This is a genomic window from Streptomyces sp. NPDC056144 (assembly GCF_042264145.1).
Taxonomy (GTDB): domain Bacteria; phylum Actinomycetota; class Actinomycetes; order Streptomycetales; family Streptomycetaceae; genus Streptomyces.
On record NZ_JBHJVF010000011.1, the window covers coordinates 176,255 to 194,661 of the forward strand.

Sequence of the window (18,407 nt, forward strand, 5' to 3'; positions counted from 1 at the left end):
GCGCGCCCGGCGGCTACTGGTTGCCGCCGGGCCGCACGAGACCGCTCTCGTACGCGTACACCGCCGCCTGCACCCGGTCGCGCAGGCCCAGCTTCGTCAGCACATGGCCCACGTGCGTCTTCACGGTCGTCTCGCTGACGAAGAGATCGGCCGCGATCTCCGCGTTCGACAGACCACGAGCCACCAGCTTCAGCACCTCCAGCTCACGGTCGGTGAGCGTGCCCAGCGTGTCCGGGACCCGCTCCTCGCCCGTCGGCAGGTGCGCCGAGTACTTGTCCAGCAGCCGCCGCGTGATCGAGGGCGCGAGCATCGCCTCGCCGGCCGCCACCACCCGGATCGCCTGCACCAGCTCGTTGGCCGGAGCGTCCTTGAGCAGGAAGCCGCTGGCACCGGCGCGCAGCGCCTCCACCACGTACTCGTCCAGGTCGAAGGTGGTCAGGACCAGCACCTTCGCCGGACCGTCCCGGCCGGGACCCGTGATCTGCCGGGTCGCCTCCACGCCGTCCATGCGCGGCATCCGGATGTCCATCAGGACCACGTCCGGCTGGAGCGCGCGGACCTGCTCCTGCGCCTGGAGACCGTCACCGGCCTCGCCCACCACCGCGATGTCCTGCTCCGCCTCCAGAATCATCCGGAAGCCGGTGCGCAGCAGCGGCTGATCGTCGACCAGGAGGACGCGGATCGTCACAAGGGCTCCTTCACGCGGTGGGCTGGGCCGGATCCATTCTGCCCTGCACCGATTCGTCCGACTCCGGCGGGCGCGCGGAGGCGATCTCCAGCGGATACACCGGGGGAGTCCCGCCGAACTCCGGACACACCGCCTGGTGGTCGCACCAGCCGCACAGCTTCGTCGGACGCGGCCGCCAGTCGCCCGTCTCCGTGGCCAGCCGGATCGCCTCCCACAGGGCGAGCAGCTTCCGCTCCACCCGCTGGAGGTCCGCCTCCACCGGGTCGTACGTCAGCACGTCCCCGCTGCCCAGATAGACCAGCTGGAGCCGGCGCGGCAGCACCCCCTTCAGCCGCCACACCACGAGGGCGTAGAACGTCATCTGGAAGAGCGCGCCGTCCCGGTACTCGGGCCGGGGCGCCTTGCCCGTCTTGTAGTCGACGATCCGCACGTCCCCCGACGGCGCCACGTCGACCCGGTCGATCACCCCGCGCAGCCGCAGCCCCGAATCGAGCTCCGTCTCCACGAACAGCTCGCGCTCGGCCGGCTCCAGACGCGTCGGGTCCTCCAGCGTGAACCACCGCTCGACCAGCCGCTCCGCCTCGCCGAGCCACCCCGAGAGCCGCTGCCCGTCCGGGTCCTCCGCGAACAGCTCGCCCAGCTCCGGCTTCGACTCCAGGAGCCGCTGCCACTGCCCCGGCACCATCGCCTTCGCCCGCGGAGCCGTCCGCTCCGCCGCCGCGTCGTCGAAGAGCCGCTCCAGCACCGCGTGCACCAGCGTCCCCCGCGTCGCCGCCTCGCTCGGCTTCTCCGGCAGCCGGTCGATCACCCGGAACCGGTACAGCAGCGGACACTGCATGAAATCGTTCGCCCGCGAAGGCGACAACGACATGGGTGCCCGGGGCTCCGCCGGCACCTGCTCGCTCGTACTCATGCCCACGACCCTACGACCCGCCACCGACAAGGGCGGAATACCATCGACGGGGAACCCCGTCGCACTGCATGATCGAACCGTGACGCAGCGACGCGGTCACCCGTGCGACGAAAGGAACCCGTGAACCAGGACGAGCCCAAGCCGCAGCGGACCGAGGAGCCCGGAGGCGGGATCCTGATGGGCCGCCCCTTCGGCGTGCCCGTCTACGTCGCCCCCAGCTGGTTCCTCGTCGCGGCCCTCATCACCTGGGTCTTCGGCGACCAGATCGAACGGGTCCTGCCCGAGCTCGGCGCCGCCCGGTACCTCGTCTCGCTCTTCTTCGCGGTCGCCTTCTACGCCTCCGTGCTCGTCCACGAACTGGCCCACACGATCGCCGCGCTGCGCTTCAAGCTCCCCGTGCGCCGCATCCAGCTCCAGTTCTTCGGCGGCGTCTCCGAGATCGAGAAGGAGACCGAGACCCCCGGCCGCGAGTTCGTCCTCGCCTTCGTCGGCCCGCTCCTCTCCCTCGTCCTCGCCGGCGTCTTCTACCTCTCGCTGTACGCCGTCGAGCCCGGCACCGTCCCCGGCGTCCTCCTCGCCGGCCTGATGATCTCCAACCTGATCGTCGCCGCCTTCAACCTGCTGCCCGGCCTCCCGCTCGACGGCGGCCGCATGCTCCGCGCCGTCATCTGGAAGATCACCGGCAAGCCCATGAGCGGCACCGTCGCCGCCGCCTGGGTCGGCCGCGCCCTCGCCGTCACCGTCCTCATCGGCCTCCCCCTCCTCACCCGCACCGGCTGGCTGGGCAACTCCACCGAGGACATCGACGGCTTCACCACCGTCACCGACGCCCTGCTCGCCGCCATCCTCGCCGCGATCATCTGGACCGGCGCCGGCAACAGCCTCCGCATGGCCCGGCTCCGCGAGCACCTCCCCGAGCTCCGCGCCCGCGCCCTCACCCGCCGCGCCATCCCCGTCGAACCCGCCACCCCGCTCTCCGAGGCCCTCCGCCGCGCCAACGAGGCCGGCGCCCGCGCCCTCGTCGTCGTCGACGGGGGCGGCGAGCCCACCGGCATCGTCCGCGAGACCGCCATCGCCGCCGTCCCGCAGCACCGCCGCCCCTGGGTCGCCGTCAGCGTCCTCACCCAGGACCTGAGCCCCGGCATGCGGGTCCCCGCCGAACTCGCCGGGCAGCCCCTCCTCGACTACCTCCGCGCCAGCCCCGCCACCGAGTACCTGGTCGTCGAGGAAGCCGGCGAGATCTACGGAGTCCTCTCCACGACCGACGTCGAGCGCGCCTTCGTCAAGGCCATGGCACGCCCCTCCTCGTGAGCCCGGTATGGTTGTTCACATGTCCGAACCGACCGGTGCCGCCCGCCGACGCGGGCCCTTCAAGGTCGGGGACCAGGTTCAGCTGACCGACCCCAAGGGCCGTCACTACACGTTCACGCTCGAAGAGGGAAAGAACTTCCACACCCACAAGGGTTCTTTCCCGCACGACGAACTGATCGGCGCCCCCGAGGGCAGCGTTGTCCGTACCACCGGAAACGTCGCCTACCTCGCGCTGCGCCCCCTGCTCCCCGACTACGTCCTGTCCATGCCCCGCGGTGCCGCCGTGGTCTACCCCAAGGACGCGGGGCAGATCCTGGCCTTCGCCGACATCTTCCCCGGCGCGCGCGTCGTGGAAGCCGGCGTGGGCTCCGGCTCGCTCAGCAGCTTCCTGCTCCGCGCCATCGGCGACAGCGGCATGCTGCACTCCTACGAGCGCCGCGAGGACTTCGCCGAGATCGCGAAGGGCAACGTCGAGCGCTACTTCGGCGGCCCCCACCCGGCCTGGCAGCTGACCGTCGGCGACCTCCAGGACAACCTGTCCGACACGGACGTCGACCGCGTCATCCTCGACATGCTCGCTCCCTGGGAGTGCCTGGAGGCCGTCTCCAAGGCGCTCGTCCCCGGCGGCATCCTCTGCTGCTACGTGGCGACCACCACCCAGCTCGCGCGCACCGTGGAGTCCATCCGCGAGTTCGGCTGCTACGCTGAGCCGCAGCCCTGGGAGTCCATGATCCGCAACTGGCACGTCGAGGGTCTCGCCGTCCGGCCCGATCACCGCATGATCGGCCACACCGGCTTCCTCGTCACCGCCCGCCGCCTGGCGGACGGCGTCGAGCCCCCGATGCGCCGCCGCCGTCCCGCCAAGGGCGCGTACGGCGAGGACTACGAAGGCCCCAACAAGGGCTGACGTCCCGACACACCCAGCACGCCGCCGCCGAGTTCCCCTCGCAGGAGAGGGAACTCGACGGCGGCGTCCTCATGTTCGGACCCCGTGGTTCCGTCCCCCTGTGACGTGTGGCACGATGCCCAGAACCCCGCCGCACCACCCACAGGAGACGTCTCGCGTGCAGCCCTCCGCCGCCCCGGTTCCCGCGGATCTGCCCGACCACGCGCACACCCACGCCCGTCCGGCGCACTGGCTCGCGACCGCCGGCGCCCTCGCCGCGGTCGTCGCCCTCGCCGCACTTCTCCAGCCGGGCCCCGCCGGAGCCACCGCGGCCCCCGCCGCCCCGCGCCCGGCGCCCGCGCCCGAGGCCGCCGCGGCCGACTACCCGCTGGACTGCGGGGGAGGGGACCGTACCGTCGCGGAGCGCGCCTCGGGCGACCTGGACGGGGACGGAAACCCCGAGACCGTTGCGGTCGTGCACTGCGAAGCCGGCTCCGGCACGCCGCCGAGCGGGGTCTACGTGCTCACGCGCGGCAAGGGCGCGGACGCACCCGCGCGCGTAGTGGCCACGCTCGTCGCACCGGACCAGCACCGCAGCGTCACCGATCTCTCCGTCCGCGACGGAGCGGTGCACGCCACGCTGCTCGGCTACTCGTCCCCCGACGTCCCCAGCTGCTGCCCCGACGAGAAGGAGCAGGTCAGCTGGGCCTGGAAGGGCGGCGCCTTCCTCCGCTCCACCCGGGGAGCGGCGCTCAGCGCCTGACCCGTCACTCCGCGTCGGGGCCGTACACCTCGACCTTGTCCACGACCCGGCGGACGTGGATGCAGTCGCCCGGGCACTCCTTCGCCGAGTCCACCACGTCCTGGAGGAGCGGCAGCGGCACCGGCGTCGTCGCGCCCACGGCCTGGAGGAGCTCGTCGTCGGCGCTCTTCACATACGCGAGCCCGTCGATGTCCAGCTCGAAGACCTCGGGAGCGTACTGCGCGCAGATCCCGTCCCCGGTGCACAGGTCCTGGTCGATCCAGACCTCCAGTGCCTCTTCGACGCCCGTGGCCGGAGCCTCGTTCTGCACGGTCATTTCTCCTGCCGTTTCTGCTTCGCTGGCGCGGGCCCGGGTAAGTCGGGCCCCCTCTGACGGGTGTTGACCCATGACGACGATACAACCGCCCGCTTTCAAGCGGTGAAGGGTGGGTATTCCCCTGGCGAGAGGGGAAGCGCAAGGGTGAAGATCGGACACAGCCCGGAGTCTTTTTGATCTAGGGGTTTCAATCACCACCCACGCAGGTAGGGTCAGGAAGCGTCCAGCTCCCCTTGGAGGAGGTGAGGACCGTGGCAGCCCACGACGACGACATCAACCGCGGCATCCGGCCGGGGCGAGGGTCTGAGGACCCCGCCGGTCAGGTTGCCTATCTCGAGCAGGAAATCGCCGTCCTGCGCCGCAAGCTCGCCGACTCTCCGCGACACACGAGGATTCTCGAAGAGCGGATCGTCGAGCTGCAGACGAACCTGGCCGGCGTGTCCGCGCAGAACGAGCGGCTCGCCCATACGCTCCGCGAGGCCCGCGACCAGATCGTGGCCCTCAAGGAGGAGGTCGACCGGCTCGCGCAGCCGCCGGCCGGCTTCGGTGTCTTCCTGCAGGCCAATGAGGACGGCACGTGCGACATCTTCACCGGGGGCCGCAAGCTCCGGGTGAACGTGTCTCCCAGCGTCGAGCTCGAAGAGCTCCGGCGCGGCCAGGAAGTCATGCTCAACGAAGCGCTCAACGTGGTCGAGGCCATGGAGTTCGAGCGCGCCGGGGACATCGTCACCCTCAAGGAGGTCCTTGAGGACGGCGAGCGCGCCCTGGTGGTGGGGCACACCGACGAGGAGCGGGTGGTGAGGCTCGCCGAGCCTCTGCTGGACGTCACCATCCGCCCCGGCGACGCCCTGCTGCTCGACCCCCGGTCCGGCTACGTCTACGAGGTCGTTCCCAAGAGCGAGGTCGAAGAACTCGTTCTGGAAGAGGTCCCGGACGTCGACTACGACAAGATCGGCGGTCTGGGCAACCAGATCGAGCTGATCCGCGACGCGGTCGAGCTGCCGTACCTCTACCCCGACCTCTTCAAGGAGCACGAACTCCGACCGCCCAAGGGCATCCTGCTCTACGGCCCGCCGGGCTGCGGCAAGACGCTCATCGCCAAGGCGGTGGCCAACTCCCTGGCCAAGAAGGTCGCCGAGGTGACCGGCCAGCCCGCGGGGAAGTCCTACTTCCTCAACATCAAGGGCCCCGAGCTCCTCAACAAGTACGTCGGCGAGACCGAGCGGCACATCCGCCTCGTCTTCCAGCGTGCGAGGGAGAAGGCGAGTGAGGGCACCCCCGTCATCGTCTTCTTCGACGAGATGGAATCCCTCTTCCGCACCCGCGGATCCGGTGTCAGCTCGGACGTGGAGAACACCATCGTCCCGCAGCTGCTCGCCGAGATCGACGGTGTGGAGGGCCTGGAGAACGTCATCGTGATCGGCGCCTCCAACCGCGAGGACATGATCGACCCCGCGATCCTGCGGCCCGGCCGGCTCGACGTCAAGATCAAGATCGAGCGTCCGGACGCGGAGGCGGCGAAGGACATCTTCGCGAAGTACCTCACGGCCACGCTGCCGCTCCACTCGGACGACATCTCCGAGCACAGCGGCTCCAAGGCCGCGGCCGCCCACGGAATGATCCAGTCGGTCGTCGAGCAGATGTACGCGGAATCCGAGGAGAACCGCTTCCTCGAGGTCACGTACGCCAACGGCGACAAGGAAGTCCTGTACTTCAAGGACTTCAACTCCGGCGCGATGATCCAGAACATCGTCGACCGGGCCAAGAAGATGGCCATCAAGGCCTTCCTCGACCACAACCAGAAGGGCATCCGGGTCTCCCACCTCCTCCAGGCGTGCGTGGACGAGTTCAAGGAGAACGAGGACCTGCCCAACACCACCAACCCCGACGACTGGGCCCGGATCTCCGGAAAGAAGGGTGAGCGGATCGTCTTCATCCGCACGCTCGTCACCGGAAAGCAGGGCGCGGACACGGGACGCTCCATCGACACGGTGGCCAACACCGGTCAGTACCTGTAAAACGCGCACCGGCTGCGGATGTCCGGAAACGGGCATCCGCAGCCGACGCATTCCGGACGGTATTTCCCGGGGAATCCCCGGGAAATACCGCAACCGATCTCCCCACCAGCGCTGAGCCGTTCTAGGCTCTTCGGTAACGCCGAGTCGCGCACTGTGAGCGACGCCGGGCAAGGAGGGCCGCATGACCGTACGGCGAGTAATGGGCATCGAGACGGAGTACGGGATCTCCGTCCCCGGGCACCCGAACGCCAATGCCATGCTCACCTCGTCCCAGATCGTCAACGCCTACGCGGCGGCGATGCACCGGGCGCGCCGCGCCCGCTGGGACTTCGAGGAGGAGAACCCGCTGCGGGACGCCCGCGGCTTCGACCTCGCCCGCGAGGCCGCCGACTCCAGCCAGCTCACCGACGAGGACATCGGCCTGGCCAACGTGATCCTCACCAACGGGGCCCGGCTCTACGTGGACCACGCCCACCCCGAGTACAGCGCGCCCGAGGTGACCAACCCGCGCGACGCCGTCCTCTGGGACAAGGCCGGCGAGCGGATCATGGCCGAGGCCGCGCTGCGCGCCGCCCAGCTCCCCGGAGCCCAGCCGATCCACCTCTACAAGAACAACACCGACAACAAGGGCGCGTCCTACGGCACGCACGAGAACTACCTGATGAAGCGGGAGACCCCCTTCTCGGACATCGTGCGCCACCTGACCCCCTTCTTCGTCTCCCGCCAGGTCGTCACCGGAGCCGGCCGGGTCGGCATCGGCCAGGACGGCCGGGAGAACGGCTTCCAGATCAGCCAGCGCGCCGACTACTTCGAGGTCGAGGTCGGCCTGGAGACCACCCTCAAGCGGCCCATCATCAACACGCGCGACGAGCCGCACGCCGACGCCGAGAAGTACCGCCGCCTGCACGTGATCATCGGTGACGCGAACCTCTCCGAGATCTCCACCTACCTCAAGCTGGGCACGACCGCGCTCGTGCTCTCGATGATCGAGGACGGCTTCATCACCGTCGACCTCGCCGTCGACCAGCCCGTCCGCACCCTCCACCACGTCTCGCACGACCCGACCCTCCAGTACCTGGTCACGCTCCGCAGCGGCCGGACGCTCACCGCGGTCCAGCTGCAGATGGAGTACTTCGAGCTGGCCAGGAAGTACGTGGAGGAGCGGTACGGCTCCGACGCCGACGAGCAGACGAAGGACGTCCTCACGCGCTGGGAGGACACGCTCAACCGGCTCGAGAACGACCCGATGAGCCTCGCCGGCGAACTGGACTGGATCGCCAAGCGGGAGCTCATGGAGGGCTACCGGCGCCGCGACAAACTCGACTGGGACGCGGCCCGCCTGCACCTGGTGGACCTCCAGTACGCGGACGTGCGCCCCGACAAGGGTCTCTACAACCGCCTGGTGGCCCGCGGACGCATGAAGCGGCTCCTGGACGAGACCGAGGTCGTGCGCGCGGAGACGGCGCCGCCCGAGGACACCAGGGCGTACTTCAGGGGCCGCTGCCTCGAGCAGTACGCGGACGACGTCGCCGCGGCCTCCTGGGACTCGGTGATCTTCGACCTGCCGGGCCGCGACTCGCTCCAGCGCGTCCCGACCCTGGAGCCGCTGCGCGGCACCAAGGCCCACGTCCAGGCCCTCCTGGACCGCTGCCGCACGGCCGAGGAACTCGTACGGGTCCTGTCCGGAAAGTGATCGGGTCCCCGATCGGGGACGCGATCGGGGCCTGAAATGGCCCGGCACTGGGAATCATGAAATCAGTGCCCGGGCGTTGTGGAAACAAGGGGCCGATGTCAGACCCGACCGATAGGGTCTGATCTTGAAGCATTCGACGTCCGAGCGTGTGGGACTCGACCGAGCGAGCCGAATTTCGAGCGGGGTGAGGGATATGGCGACCAAGGACACCGGCGGCGGACAGCAGAAGGCGACGCGTTCCACGGAGGAGGTCGAGGAGACCACCACGGAGGCGAGCTCCGACCTCCAGGAACGCCAGGAGAAGCTCAGCGACGACGTGGACTCGGTCCTCGACGAAATCGACGACGTACTCGAGTCCAACGCCGAGGAGTTCGTCCGCAGCTTCGTCCAGAAGGGCGGCGAGTAGCCGCCTCCCGCGCCTGAACTCCTCCGTCCCCGGAGCCCCGGAGAAAGCCGTGGGCCCGGGGACGGATGACAGGCGACGGCACGGGTATGGTCCGTGCACAACAGCAAGATCGGCCCGTCCGTCCCACGGCGGGCCGGTTCTCCCACCCGGAAGGAATCGCGTGGAAGCCAACCCTCGTAGCACCGGGCGTCTGCCGGCGGCCTTCCTGACGCCGGGATCGTCCTCGTTCATGGACTTCCTGTCGGCCCACTCCCCGGACCTGCTCCCCGGCCACCGGAAGCTGCCGGAGGGCGTCATCGAGGCCCCGCACGGCACGACCATCGTGGCGGCCACGTTCCCCGGCGGGGTCGTCCTCGCCGGTGACCGGCGGGCCACCATGGGCAACATGATCGCGCAGCGGGACATCGAGAAGGTGTTCCCGGCCGACGAGTACTCGGCCGTCGGCATCGCCGGCACCGCCGGTCTCGCCGTGGAGATGGTCAAGCTCTTCCAGCTGGAGCTGGAGCACTTCGAGAAGGTGGAGGGCGCCACGCTCTCCCTGGAGGGCAAGGCGAACCGCCTGTCCACGATGATCCGCGGCAACCTCGGCATGGCCATGCAGGGGCTCGCGGTCGTGCCGCTCTTCGCGGGCTGGGACGAGGGCAAGGAGAAGGGCCGCATCTTCTCCTACGACGTGACCGGCGGCCGCTCCGAGGAGCACGGCTTCGCGGCGACGGGCTCCGGCTCGATCTTCGCGCGCGGCTCGATGAAGAAGCTCTACCGCGCGGACCTCACCGAGCAGCAGGCCACCACGCTCGTGGTCCAGGCGCTGTACGACGCGGCGGACGACGACTCGGCGACCGGTGGCCCCGACATGGCCCGAAGGATCTTCCCGATCGTCACCGTCATCACCGACGAGGGCTTCCGCAGGCTCAGTGAGGCCGAGTCCTCCGCGCTGGCCCGATCGGTCACCGAGCGGCGACTCGAGCAGCCCGACGGCCCGCGCGCCGCCCTGCTCTGACCGTCCCTCGCCCGCAGAAGCCCTTCAGACCGGAAGAAAGGGACGGTAGCCGGTGTCCACGCCGTTCTATGTCTCACCCCAGCAGGCCATGGCCGACCGGGCGGAGTACGCCCGCAAGGGCATCGCCCGAGGCCGCAGCCTCGTCGTCCTCCAGTACACCGACGGCATCGTCTTCGTCGGCGAGAACCCCTCGCGGGCCCTCCACAAGTTCAGCGAGATCTACGACCGGATCGGCTTCGCCGCCGCCGGCAAGTACAACGAGTACGAGAACCTCCGCATCGGCGGCGTGCGCTACGCCGACCTGCGGGGCTACACCTACGACCGGGACGACGTCACCGCGCGCGGCCTGGCGAACGTCTACGCCCAGACGCTGGGCACGATCTTCTCCAGCGCGGGGGAGAAGCCGTACGAGGTCGAGCTCGTCGTCGCCGAGGTCGGCACCGAGCCGGAGGGCGACCAGATCTACCGGCTGCCCCACGACGGTTCGATCGTCGACGAGCACGGCTCGGTCGCGGTCGGCGGCAACGCGGAGCAGATCAGCTCCTTCCTGGACCAGCGGCACCGGGACGGCATGTCCCTCGCAGAGGCCCTGAAGCTGGCCGTGCAGGCCCTCTCGCGGGACACCAACGGCACCGAGCGGGAGATCCCCGCGGAGCGCCTGGAGGTGGCGGTCCTGGACCGCACGCGCCCGCAGCAGCGCAAGTTCAAGCGGGTCGTCGGCCGTCAGCTGTCCCGCCTCCTGGAGGCGGACAACGCGGCCCTGACGAAGACGGACGAGCCCTCGGACGAGGCTCCCGAGGAGTAGTCCCGCGCAGCCCGGAGGGGCCCCGGTCCGGACGGATCGGGGCCCCTCCGGCGTATGCGCGCTCAGGCCGTCGGCGCGGGTCCCGAGGAGCCGCGGCAGGTGAGGGCGACCGGGAGGTCGTCCGACTCCGGCGGTTCGCCCGCGAGGACGGCGAGGAGGGCTGCCATGCCCCGCTCGCCGATGCGCTCGGCGGGCAGCGAGACGGTGGTGAGCTCCGGTTCGACGGCGGTCGCGAGCGCGAGGTCGTCGAAGCCGGTCACCGAGATGTCCTCGGGGACCCGGAGCCCGAGGCGCCGCACGGCCTTGCAGGCGCCCGCCGCGAGGATGTCGTCGTCGCACACGAGCGCGGTGGGGCGCGGCCCGGGCTCGGAGAGGGCCCGCTCCGCCGCCGCCATGGCCCCGTGCACGTCCAGGGGCGCGCGGACGGTCCGTACGGAGACCTCGGCGAGGGTCTCGGCGAGCGCGGCGGCCCGGACGTCGAAGGTCCAGGACGGGACCGCCGAGGCGAGGTGCACGAAGCGCCGGTGGCCGAGGGCGAGCAGATGGCCGGTGACCTGGCGCATGCCGTCCGCGACGTCGAGGTTCACGTGTGCGGCGGCCCCGGTGTCGGCCGGGTCGCTGTCGAGCATCACGAGGGGCAGGTCGGTGCCCCTGAAGGCCTTGAGGGCGTCCGAGGCCATGGAGGAGGCGATGACCCCGTCGAGGGCGGCACGGGCGGACGCGAAGGGGTCCCTGGCGGGTCCGACGCCGTCGGGGGAGGGGTACAGGACGACGCCGAAGCCGTGCCGGGCGGCGACGGTCGCCGCGCCCGTGTAGACCCGGGCGAAGAACTCGTTGGTGAGCGCCGGGACGACGAGCAGGGCCGTACGGGTGTGGCCGAGGCGGAGGTTCCGGGCGGCGAGGTTGGGCCGGTAGCCCAGGTTCCGGGCGGCTTCCCGGACGGTGTCGGCGGTGCGTTCGGAGACGCGCCCGCGCCACTTGTCGCCGAGGACGAGCGAGACGGTGGCCTGCGAGACGCCGGCGGCCCTGGCGACGTCCCTGCTGGTCGGGCGCGTGCCGCCGAGCGGCTCCGGGGTCTGCACACAAGCCTCCGCGTCGGACGGGTCGCGGTACCGGGCGCCCGGATCCTGTCCTGGGGCCTGTCCGGTACGTCGGATGGAATCCGGACAGTACCCGGTCGGGGGCGGAACGCGGGCTGGACCCGCGCGCTGCCGACATGGTACGTATAACGACGCACGTTATACGTAAAACCTCGGCGGTGTCCGAGGCGGAGGGGAGACCCACATGGCCACCGAGGCCACGGCACACGGCGGCTATCTCGACATCCTCAAGGCGCCGCACGCGGCCCGGCTGCTCGCCGGCACCCTCGTCGGCCGCCTGCCCAACGGCATCGGCCCCATCGCCGTGACCCTCTTCGTCCGCGACCAGGGCGGCAGCTACACGCTCGCCGGCGGTCTCATCGCCGCCTACGGCCTCGCCACCGCGATCGGCCAGCCCCTCCTGGGCCGCGCCGTCGACCTCAGGGGCCAGCTGCGCGTCCAGCTGCCCGCCGCCGTCCTCTCCGCCCTGGGCATGGTCCTGCTCGCCCTCGTCGGCATCGGGAACCTCCCTCTCGCCTACGTGGCCGTCGTCGTCGCCGGACTCTTCACCCCGCCCCTGGAAGGCGGTCTGCGGGCCCTCTGGCCGAGCGTCCTCGGCCGCGAGGACCGGGTCCACCGCGCGTACGCCCTCGACGCCGTCGCCCAGGAGGTCATGTTCACCGTCGGGCCCCTCCTCCTGACGCTGCTCGTGGCCCTCTGGTCGCCCGCCGCCGCGCTCCTCGTCGTCAACGTCCTCGGTGTCCTCGGCGCCCTCAGCGTCGTCCTCTCCGCGCCCTCCCGCGCCTGGCGCTCCGCGCCCCGCGAGGCCCACTGGCTGGGCGCCCTGCGCTCGCCCGGCCTCCTCGCCCTCCTCGGCTCCTTCTTCTTCGTCGGCCTCGCCCTCGGCTCCATCACCGTCGCGGCCGTCGCCTACGCCGACGACCGGGGCGCCCCGTCCGTCTACGGCTGGCTGATGGCGGCCCTCGGCCTCGGCGCCCTCCTCGGCGGCGTCGCCTACGGCGCGCGCCCCTGGGCCGGAGCGCCCGAGAAGCGGCTGCGGGTCATCGTCCTGCTCCTCGCGCTCTGCTACCTCCCGCTCACCCTCACCCCCGGCCCCGTCGCCATGACCGGCCTCGCGGTCCTCTCCGGCGTCTTCCTGGCCCCCGCCCTCGCCTGCGCGTTCATCGTCGTCGACCGGCACGCCCCGACCGGCACCGTCACCGAGGCCTTCTCCTGGCTGGTCACGACCTTCGGCGTCGGCGCGGCCCTCGGCTCCGCCGTGGCCGGACCCGCCGTCGAACTCGCCGGGACGCCCACCGGCTTCGCCGTCGCCGGCGCGGGCGGCCTCGTCGCCTTCCTCGTCCTCCTCGCCACCGGACGCGTCCTGCGGGCGCCGGACGCCCCCTCGGTCCCCGAGGCCGCCTCCGAGGCGCGACACGCCGTCAGCGCGGGCGGCCCCAGCCCCGTACACGCCGAAAAGAACACGCACTGATCGGAAAATGATCGAAACGGGAACGTCCAACCCGGTTTCAGCACAGGCCGTCAGGCGTAATGTTCAGACATGGACCGCCGCATTTTCGGGCTGGAGAACGAGTACGGCGTCACGTGCACGTTCAGGGGACAGCGCCGACTGTCTCCTGACGAAGTGGCGCGCTACCTCTTCCGCCGTGTCGTGTCATGGGGCCGCAGCAGCAATGTCTTCCTGCGGAACGGCGCCCGCCTGTACCTCGACGTGGGTTCGCATCCGGAATACGCCACACCGGAATGCGACAACGTGACCGAACTGGTCACCCACGACAAGGCCGGCGAGCGCATTCTCGAGGGTCTGCTCGTGGACGCCGAACGCCGCCTGCACGAGGAGGGAATCGCGGGCGACGTCTATCTCTTCAAGAACAACACCGACTCGGCCGGAAACTCCTACGGCTGCCACGAGAACTATCTCGTCGCCCGCCACGGGGAGTTCTCCCGCCTCGCGGACATCCTGATTCCCTTCCTCGTCACCCGGCAGCTCATCTGCGGTGCGGGCAAGGTCCTCCAGACCCCGCGCGGCGCCGTCTTCTGCGTCTCCCAGCGCGCCGAGCACATCTGGGAGGGCGTCAGCTCCGCGACCACCCGCTCCCGTCCCATCATCAACACCCGGGACGAGCCGCACGCCGACGCCGAGCGGTACCGCCGCCTCCACGTCATCGTGGGCGACTCGAACATGTCCGAGACGACCATGCTGCTCAAGGTCGGCGCCACCGACCTGGTGCTCCGCATGATCGAGGCCGGCACCGTCATGCGCGACCTGACCCTGGAGAACCCGATCCGGGCCATCCGCGAGGTCAGCCACGACATCACGGGCCAGCGCAAGGTCAGGCTCGCCAGCGGACGCGAGGCCTCCGCCCTGGAGGTCCAGCGCGAGTACTACGACAAGGCCGTCGACTTCGTCGACCGGCGCGGCATCCGCACCGGCACCGTCGCCCAGGTCCTGGAGCTCTGGGGACGCACGCTCGACGCGATCGAGAACGAGCAGCTCGACCGCATCGAGACCGAGATCGACTGGGTCATGAAGCACCGGCTCATCGAGCGCTACCGGGCCAAGCACAACATGACCATGTCGAATCCGAGGGTCGCGCAGATAGACCTCGCGTACCACGACATCCACCGCCGCCGCGGGCTGTACTACCTGCTCCAGAAGAACGGCCAGGCGGCCCGGATCTGCAACGACCTGAAGATCTTCGAGGGCAAGTCCGTGCCCCCGCAGACCACCAGGGCCCGCCTCCGCGGCGACTTCATCCGCCGCGCCCAGGAACAGCGCCGGGACTTCACGGTCGACTGGGTGCACCTCAAGCTCAACGACCAGGCGCAGCGCACCGTGCTCTGCAAAGACCCTTTCCGTTCCGTCGACGACCGCGTCGAAAAGCTGATCGCCGGAATGTAGAACCGTCATGACGGACTGCCGAAGTCCGTCATGACGGACCGTCGGGCCCCGCACGGATGGCGTGCGGGGCCCTCGACGTGACAGGAGGACCCCCTAGAGTGTCGGCACAACTACTGTGCCGTCTGAGATCTGAGGAACACGTGCGCCGACTTGCCGGCCTTCTCGTCGTCCCGCTGCTGCTGCTCTCCACAGCGGCGTGCGGCAGCGACGACAAGGGCTCCGATTCCGCCTCCGCGTCGATGAAGAACGGGCTCCCCGCCATCACCGCGGGCGAAAAGTTCGGCGAGAAGCCGACCCTCGCCAAGGGCGTGGGCGACCCGCCCAAGGAACTGAAGGTCAACGTCATCAGCGAGGGCGACGGCCCGGTGACGAAGGACGGCGACGCGCTCCAGGTGAACTACCTGGGTCAGGCGTGGGACTCCACGACCCCCTTCGACAACAGCTTCGACCGCGGCACCCCCTTCGACCTCACGCTCGGCGCGGGCCAGGTCATCAAGGGCTGGGACCAGGGCCTCAAGGGCCAGAAGGTCGGCAGCCGCGTCGAGATCGGCATCCCGCCGGAGCTCGGCTACGGCGCCCAGGGCCAGGGCGACATCAAGCCCAACGCGACCCTCGTCTTCGTCGTGGACATCCTGAAGGCCGTCACCATCCCCAAGTCGGCCGAGGGCACCGTCGTCCCGCAGGAGGACAAGAACCTCCCGAAGGTCGGCACCAACACGGACGGCAAGGCGCCCTCGCTGACCGTCCCCAAGGTCGCCGCGCCGACCAAGCTCGTCTCGAACTACGTCCTGGAGTCCAAGGGCGAGGTCGTCAAGGCCACCGACACGGTCGTCGTGAACTACGTCGCCGCCCTGTGGAAGGACGGCAAGGTCTTCGACTCGACGTACACCACCGGCAAGCCCGCGAACTTCCCGCTCGCCCAGCTCACGCTGAAGGGCCTGAAGGACGGCCTCGTCGGCAAGAAGATCGGCAGCCGCGTCCTCATCGTCGCCCCGCCGTCCGAGGCCTTCGGCGACCAGGAGAAGCAGGGCATCCCGAAGAACTCCACGCTCGTCTTCGCGGTGGACATCCTCACCAAGATGTAAGGACGGCTCCGCCCCACGGGGGCGGAGATGTAAGACTGTCCTGATCGAGCAGTACATCAGTATGAGGAGCAGTACCGTGAGCATCGAGAAGCCCGAGGTCGACTTCCCGGGTGGCGAGCCGCCGCAGACCCTGCAGATCCGGGAGATCTGGGAGGGTGACGGCGCCGAGGCCAAGGCCGGCGCCCGGGTCTCCGTCCACTACGTGGGCGTGGCCTTCTCCACCGGCGAGGAGTTCGACTCCTCCTGGAACCGCGGCACCCCGCTGCAGTTCCAGCTCGGTGCCGGCCAGGTCATCTCCGGCTGGGACCAGGGCATCCAGGGCATGAAGGTCGGCGGCCGTCGCGAGCTGATCATCCCCGCGCACCTCGCCTACGGCGACCGCGGCGCGGGCAACGCGATCGCCCCGGGCGAGACGCTGATCTTCGTCTGCGACCTCGTCGCCGTCTGATCGCCTGATCACCTGATCGGCAGCGACACCCCGAGGGCCCCCGCCATCCATGGCGGGGGCCCTCGGCTTTTGTCCCGCGACCCCGGAGCGGTACGGTCGGACGTCCGACAAAGGGATCAGGCAAAAGGGGTGCGGGGCGTCGATGGCGATTGCCAAGTCCGAGCGGCTGATGAATCTCGCGCTGTGCCTGCTCGGGACACGTCGCCCGCTCAGCAAGCGTGAGCTCCGGGGCTCCATCGAGGCCTACCTCGAAGCCAGCGGTGACGAGGCCTTCAACCGGATGTTCGAGCGCGACAAGGACGACCTGCGCGAGCTCGGCCTCGTGATCGAGACCGTCGAGAACCTCGACGGCGAGACCGGCTACCTCGCCCGCCGCGACTCCAACCGGCTCCCGCCCATCACGCTCGACGCCGAGGAGGCCGCCGCGCTCGGCCTCGCCGCCAAGGTCTGGCAGCAGGCCCGGCTCGCCGGAGCCGCCAGCGGCGCCCTCCAGAAGCTCCGCGCCGCCGGGATGCCCGAGGCCGAGGACGCGTACGACGTCCAGCCCAGCGCCCTCGAACCGCGCATCCCGGTGCACGAGGCCGCCTTCGAGCCCCTCATGCTGGCCTGCCGCGACCGCAGGCCCGTCGTCTTCGACTACCGCAAGGCCAACGCCGCCCGCCCCGAGACCCGCCAGGTCGAGCCCTGGACCCTCGAATGCTGGCGCGGCCACTGGTACCTCGCGGGCTGGGACCGCGACCGGGGCGCCGAGCGCGTCTTCCGGCTCTCCCGGATCACCGGCAAGGTCCGCTCCCGCGCCGGAGCCTTCACCGCGCCCGTCCCCGACGTCGTGACCGTCCGTGAGACCGTCGAGAGCTGGGCCGGCGAGACCGCCACCCGCTCCGCCCGGATCCGGCTGCGCGCGGGCTGCGGCTACCCGCTGCGGGCCCGCGCCCAGTCCGTGCGGGTCGGCGAGGACGGCTGGGACGAGCTGGAGATCCCGTACGGGCACGGCCTCGACGCCTGGCTCGTCGAGTTCGGCCCCGACGTCGTCGTGCTGGAGCCGGCTGATCTGCGGGCCGATGTACTGGACCGGCTGCGCGCCGTGGCCAAGGGCTGAGGGGGAGACGTACCGCATGGCTGCCAACGCGATCGACCAGACGAGGCGGATGCTGTCCCTCGTCACCTATCTCCGCGAGCGTCCCGGCGCCCACGTCGCCGACGTGGCGCGCGCCTTCGGGATCACCGAGGACGAACTCATCTCCGACCTCGACGTGCTGCCCATGTGCGGCACCAGCTTCCGGGGCGGGGACCTGCTCGACATCGACACCGACGGCGACCGGATCTGGTGGCACAACCCCGACGACGTCGCGGCGCCGCTGCGGCTCGCGGCCGACGAGGCGACGGCCCTCCTGGTCGCCGCCCGCGCCGTCGCCACCCTGCCCGGTCTCCGCGAGAGCGACCGGGACGCGCTCGTGCGCGCCACCGCCAAGCTGGAGGCCGCGGCCGGAGAAGCCGCCGGGGCCAGCGCGCGCCTCTCGGTCACCTTCGAGTCCGAGGGCGGCGTCTTCGCCGAGGTCGACCGCGCCATCTCCGAGCGCCGACGGCTGTGGGTGCGTTACTACTCGCCCGCCCGCGACGAGCTCACCGAGCGCGAGGTCGACCCGATCCGCCTCTTCGCCGTCGGCCACACCTACATGGAGGCGTGGTGCCGCCTCTCCGAGGCGCGCCGCACCTTCCGCCTCGACCGGGTCGTCGAGATCCGGCTCCTGGACGAGCACGCCGCGCCGCCCGAGCTCGAACTCCGTGACCTCTCCGAGGGGCTCGTCCAGCCCTCCGCCGACGACCCCGAGGTGGTCGTCGAGGTCGGCCCCGGCGGCCGCTGGGTCGCCGAGTACTACCCGCACGACCGGGCCGAGGAGCTCCCCGACGGCGGCCTGCGGATCACGCTCCGGACGCCGGACCCCGCCTCGCTGAAGAGGCTCGGGCTGCGCCTCGGCAGCGACGGACGGATCGTCGCGCCGCGCGATCTCGCCGACAGCGCCCGCGAGGCCGCGACGGCCGCGCTCGCCGCGTACGAGGAGGTCTGAGGTG

18 protein-coding genes are annotated in these 18,407 nt (G+C 70.6%); 14 read left to right on the top strand and 4 right to left on the bottom strand.

Annotated features, from left to right (window positions below; genetic code table 11):
- Positions 1 to 13 precede the first annotated feature (13 nt).
- Entirely contained in the window at positions 14 to 688 is a 675-nt protein-coding gene (locus ACFC0Z_RS28120) for a response regulator (protein WP_376443532.1), read from the bottom strand.
- Positions 689 to 698: 10 nt separating this feature from the next.
- The gene (locus ACFC0Z_RS28125; RefSeq protein ID WP_376443535.1) at positions 699 to 1,601 is read right to left on the bottom strand and encodes a RecB family exonuclease; all 903 of its coding nucleotides are present in this window, start codon (positions 1,599 to 1,601) and stop codon (positions 699 to 701) included.
- A gap of 177 nt (positions 1,602 to 1,778) precedes the next feature.
- Here ACFC0Z_RS28125 and ACFC0Z_RS28130 point away from each other — a divergent pair, with 177 nt between their 5' ends.
- From ACFC0Z_RS28130 to ACFC0Z_RS28140, 3 genes are all read left to right on the top strand, one after another.
- Positions 1,779 to 2,912 carry a site-2 protease family protein gene (locus ACFC0Z_RS28130; RefSeq protein ID WP_376443626.1) on the top strand — a complete coding sequence of 378 codons (1,134 nt, stop codon included), beginning with the start codon at positions 1,779 to 1,781 and terminating at the stop codon, positions 2,910 to 2,912.
- A 19-nt stretch (positions 2,913 to 2,931) separates the two neighbouring features.
- A complete protein-coding gene (locus ACFC0Z_RS28135; RefSeq protein WP_015032448.1) occupies positions 2,932 to 3,819 on the top strand; it encodes a tRNA (adenine-N1)-methyltransferase in 888 nt (295 codons plus the stop codon).
- A 115-nt stretch (positions 3,820 to 3,934) separates the two neighbouring features.
- On the top strand, positions 3,935 to 4,561 hold the full coding sequence (locus ACFC0Z_RS28140) for a hypothetical protein (protein WP_376443537.1): 627 nt from the start codon (positions 3,935 to 3,937) through the stop codon (positions 4,559 to 4,561).
- A 4-nt stretch (positions 4,562 to 4,565) separates the two neighbouring features.
- Here ACFC0Z_RS28140 and ACFC0Z_RS28145 read toward each other — a convergent pair whose 3' ends face one another.
- Complete coding sequence (locus ACFC0Z_RS28145; protein WP_376443540.1) at positions 4,566 to 4,877, bottom strand: ferredoxin; 312 nt, start codon at positions 4,875 to 4,877, stop codon at positions 4,566 to 4,568.
- A gap of 251 nt (positions 4,878 to 5,128) precedes the next feature.
- Between ACFC0Z_RS28145 and arc the strand changes: the two genes are divergently transcribed.
- From arc to prcA, 5 genes are all read left to right on the top strand, one after another.
- Positions 5,129 to 6,895, top strand: coding sequence for a proteasome ATPase (arc, locus tag ACFC0Z_RS28150; protein WP_360807354.1), 1,767 nt, complete (start codon positions 5,129 to 5,131; stop codon positions 6,893 to 6,895).
- Positions 6,896 to 7,076: 181 nt separating this feature from the next.
- Positions 7,077 to 8,588 (top strand): depupylase/deamidase Dop, encoded by a 1,512-nt coding sequence (dop, locus tag ACFC0Z_RS28155; protein WP_376443544.1) that lies wholly within the window; start codon positions 7,077 to 7,079, stop codon positions 8,586 to 8,588.
- A 193-nt stretch (positions 8,589 to 8,781) separates the two neighbouring features.
- Positions 8,782 to 8,994, top strand: coding sequence for a ubiquitin-like protein Pup (locus ACFC0Z_RS28160; protein ID WP_055644448.1), 213 nt, complete (start codon positions 8,782 to 8,784; stop codon positions 8,992 to 8,994).
- 160 nt (positions 8,995 to 9,154) lie between these two features.
- A complete protein-coding gene (gene prcB, locus ACFC0Z_RS28165) occupies positions 9,155 to 9,994 on the top strand; it encodes a proteasome subunit beta (RefSeq protein WP_376443548.1) in 840 nt (279 codons plus the stop codon).
- 52 nt (positions 9,995 to 10,046) lie between these two features.
- Positions 10,047 to 10,799, top strand: coding sequence for a proteasome subunit alpha (gene prcA / locus ACFC0Z_RS28170; RefSeq protein ID WP_376443551.1), 753 nt, complete (start codon positions 10,047 to 10,049; stop codon positions 10,797 to 10,799).
- A 62-nt stretch (positions 10,800 to 10,861) separates the two neighbouring features.
- Here the strand turns inward: prcA and ACFC0Z_RS28175 are convergent, their stop codons facing one another.
- Positions 10,862 to 11,881, bottom strand: a complete 1,020-nt coding sequence (locus ACFC0Z_RS28175) for a LacI family DNA-binding transcriptional regulator (protein WP_376443553.1) — start codon at positions 11,879 to 11,881, stop codon at positions 10,862 to 10,864.
- 202 nt (positions 11,882 to 12,083) lie between these two features.
- Here ACFC0Z_RS28175 and ACFC0Z_RS28180 point away from each other — a divergent pair, with 202 nt between their 5' ends.
- From ACFC0Z_RS28180 to ACFC0Z_RS28205, 6 genes are all read left to right on the top strand, one after another.
- Entirely contained in the window at positions 12,084 to 13,370 is a 1,287-nt protein-coding gene (locus tag ACFC0Z_RS28180) for an MFS transporter (RefSeq protein ID WP_376443556.1), read from the top strand.
- A gap of 69 nt (positions 13,371 to 13,439) precedes the next feature.
- A complete protein-coding gene (gene pafA, locus ACFC0Z_RS28185) occupies positions 13,440 to 14,801 on the top strand; it encodes a Pup--protein ligase (RefSeq protein WP_376443558.1) in 1,362 nt (453 codons plus the stop codon).
- A 140-nt stretch (positions 14,802 to 14,941) separates the two neighbouring features.
- Entirely contained in the window at positions 14,942 to 15,886 is a 945-nt protein-coding gene (locus tag ACFC0Z_RS28190) for an FKBP-type peptidyl-prolyl cis-trans isomerase (RefSeq protein ID WP_376443561.1), read from the top strand.
- Between the two features lie 76 nt (positions 15,887 to 15,962).
- Positions 15,963 to 16,334: an FKBP-type peptidyl-prolyl cis-trans isomerase gene (locus ACFC0Z_RS28195; protein ID WP_376443564.1), complete on the top strand. Its 372-nt coding sequence runs from the start codon at positions 15,963 to 15,965 to the stop codon at positions 16,332 to 16,334.
- A 142-nt stretch (positions 16,335 to 16,476) separates the two neighbouring features.
- Positions 16,477 to 17,433: a helix-turn-helix transcriptional regulator gene (locus ACFC0Z_RS28200; RefSeq protein WP_376443567.1), complete on the top strand. Its 957-nt coding sequence runs from the start codon at positions 16,477 to 16,479 to the stop codon at positions 17,431 to 17,433.
- Positions 17,434 to 17,449: 16 nt separating this feature from the next.
- Positions 17,450 to 18,403 carry a helix-turn-helix transcriptional regulator gene (locus tag ACFC0Z_RS28205; protein ID WP_376443570.1) on the top strand — a complete coding sequence of 318 codons (954 nt, stop codon included), beginning with the start codon at positions 17,450 to 17,452 and terminating at the stop codon, positions 18,401 to 18,403.
- Positions 18,404 to 18,407 lie beyond the last annotated feature (4 nt).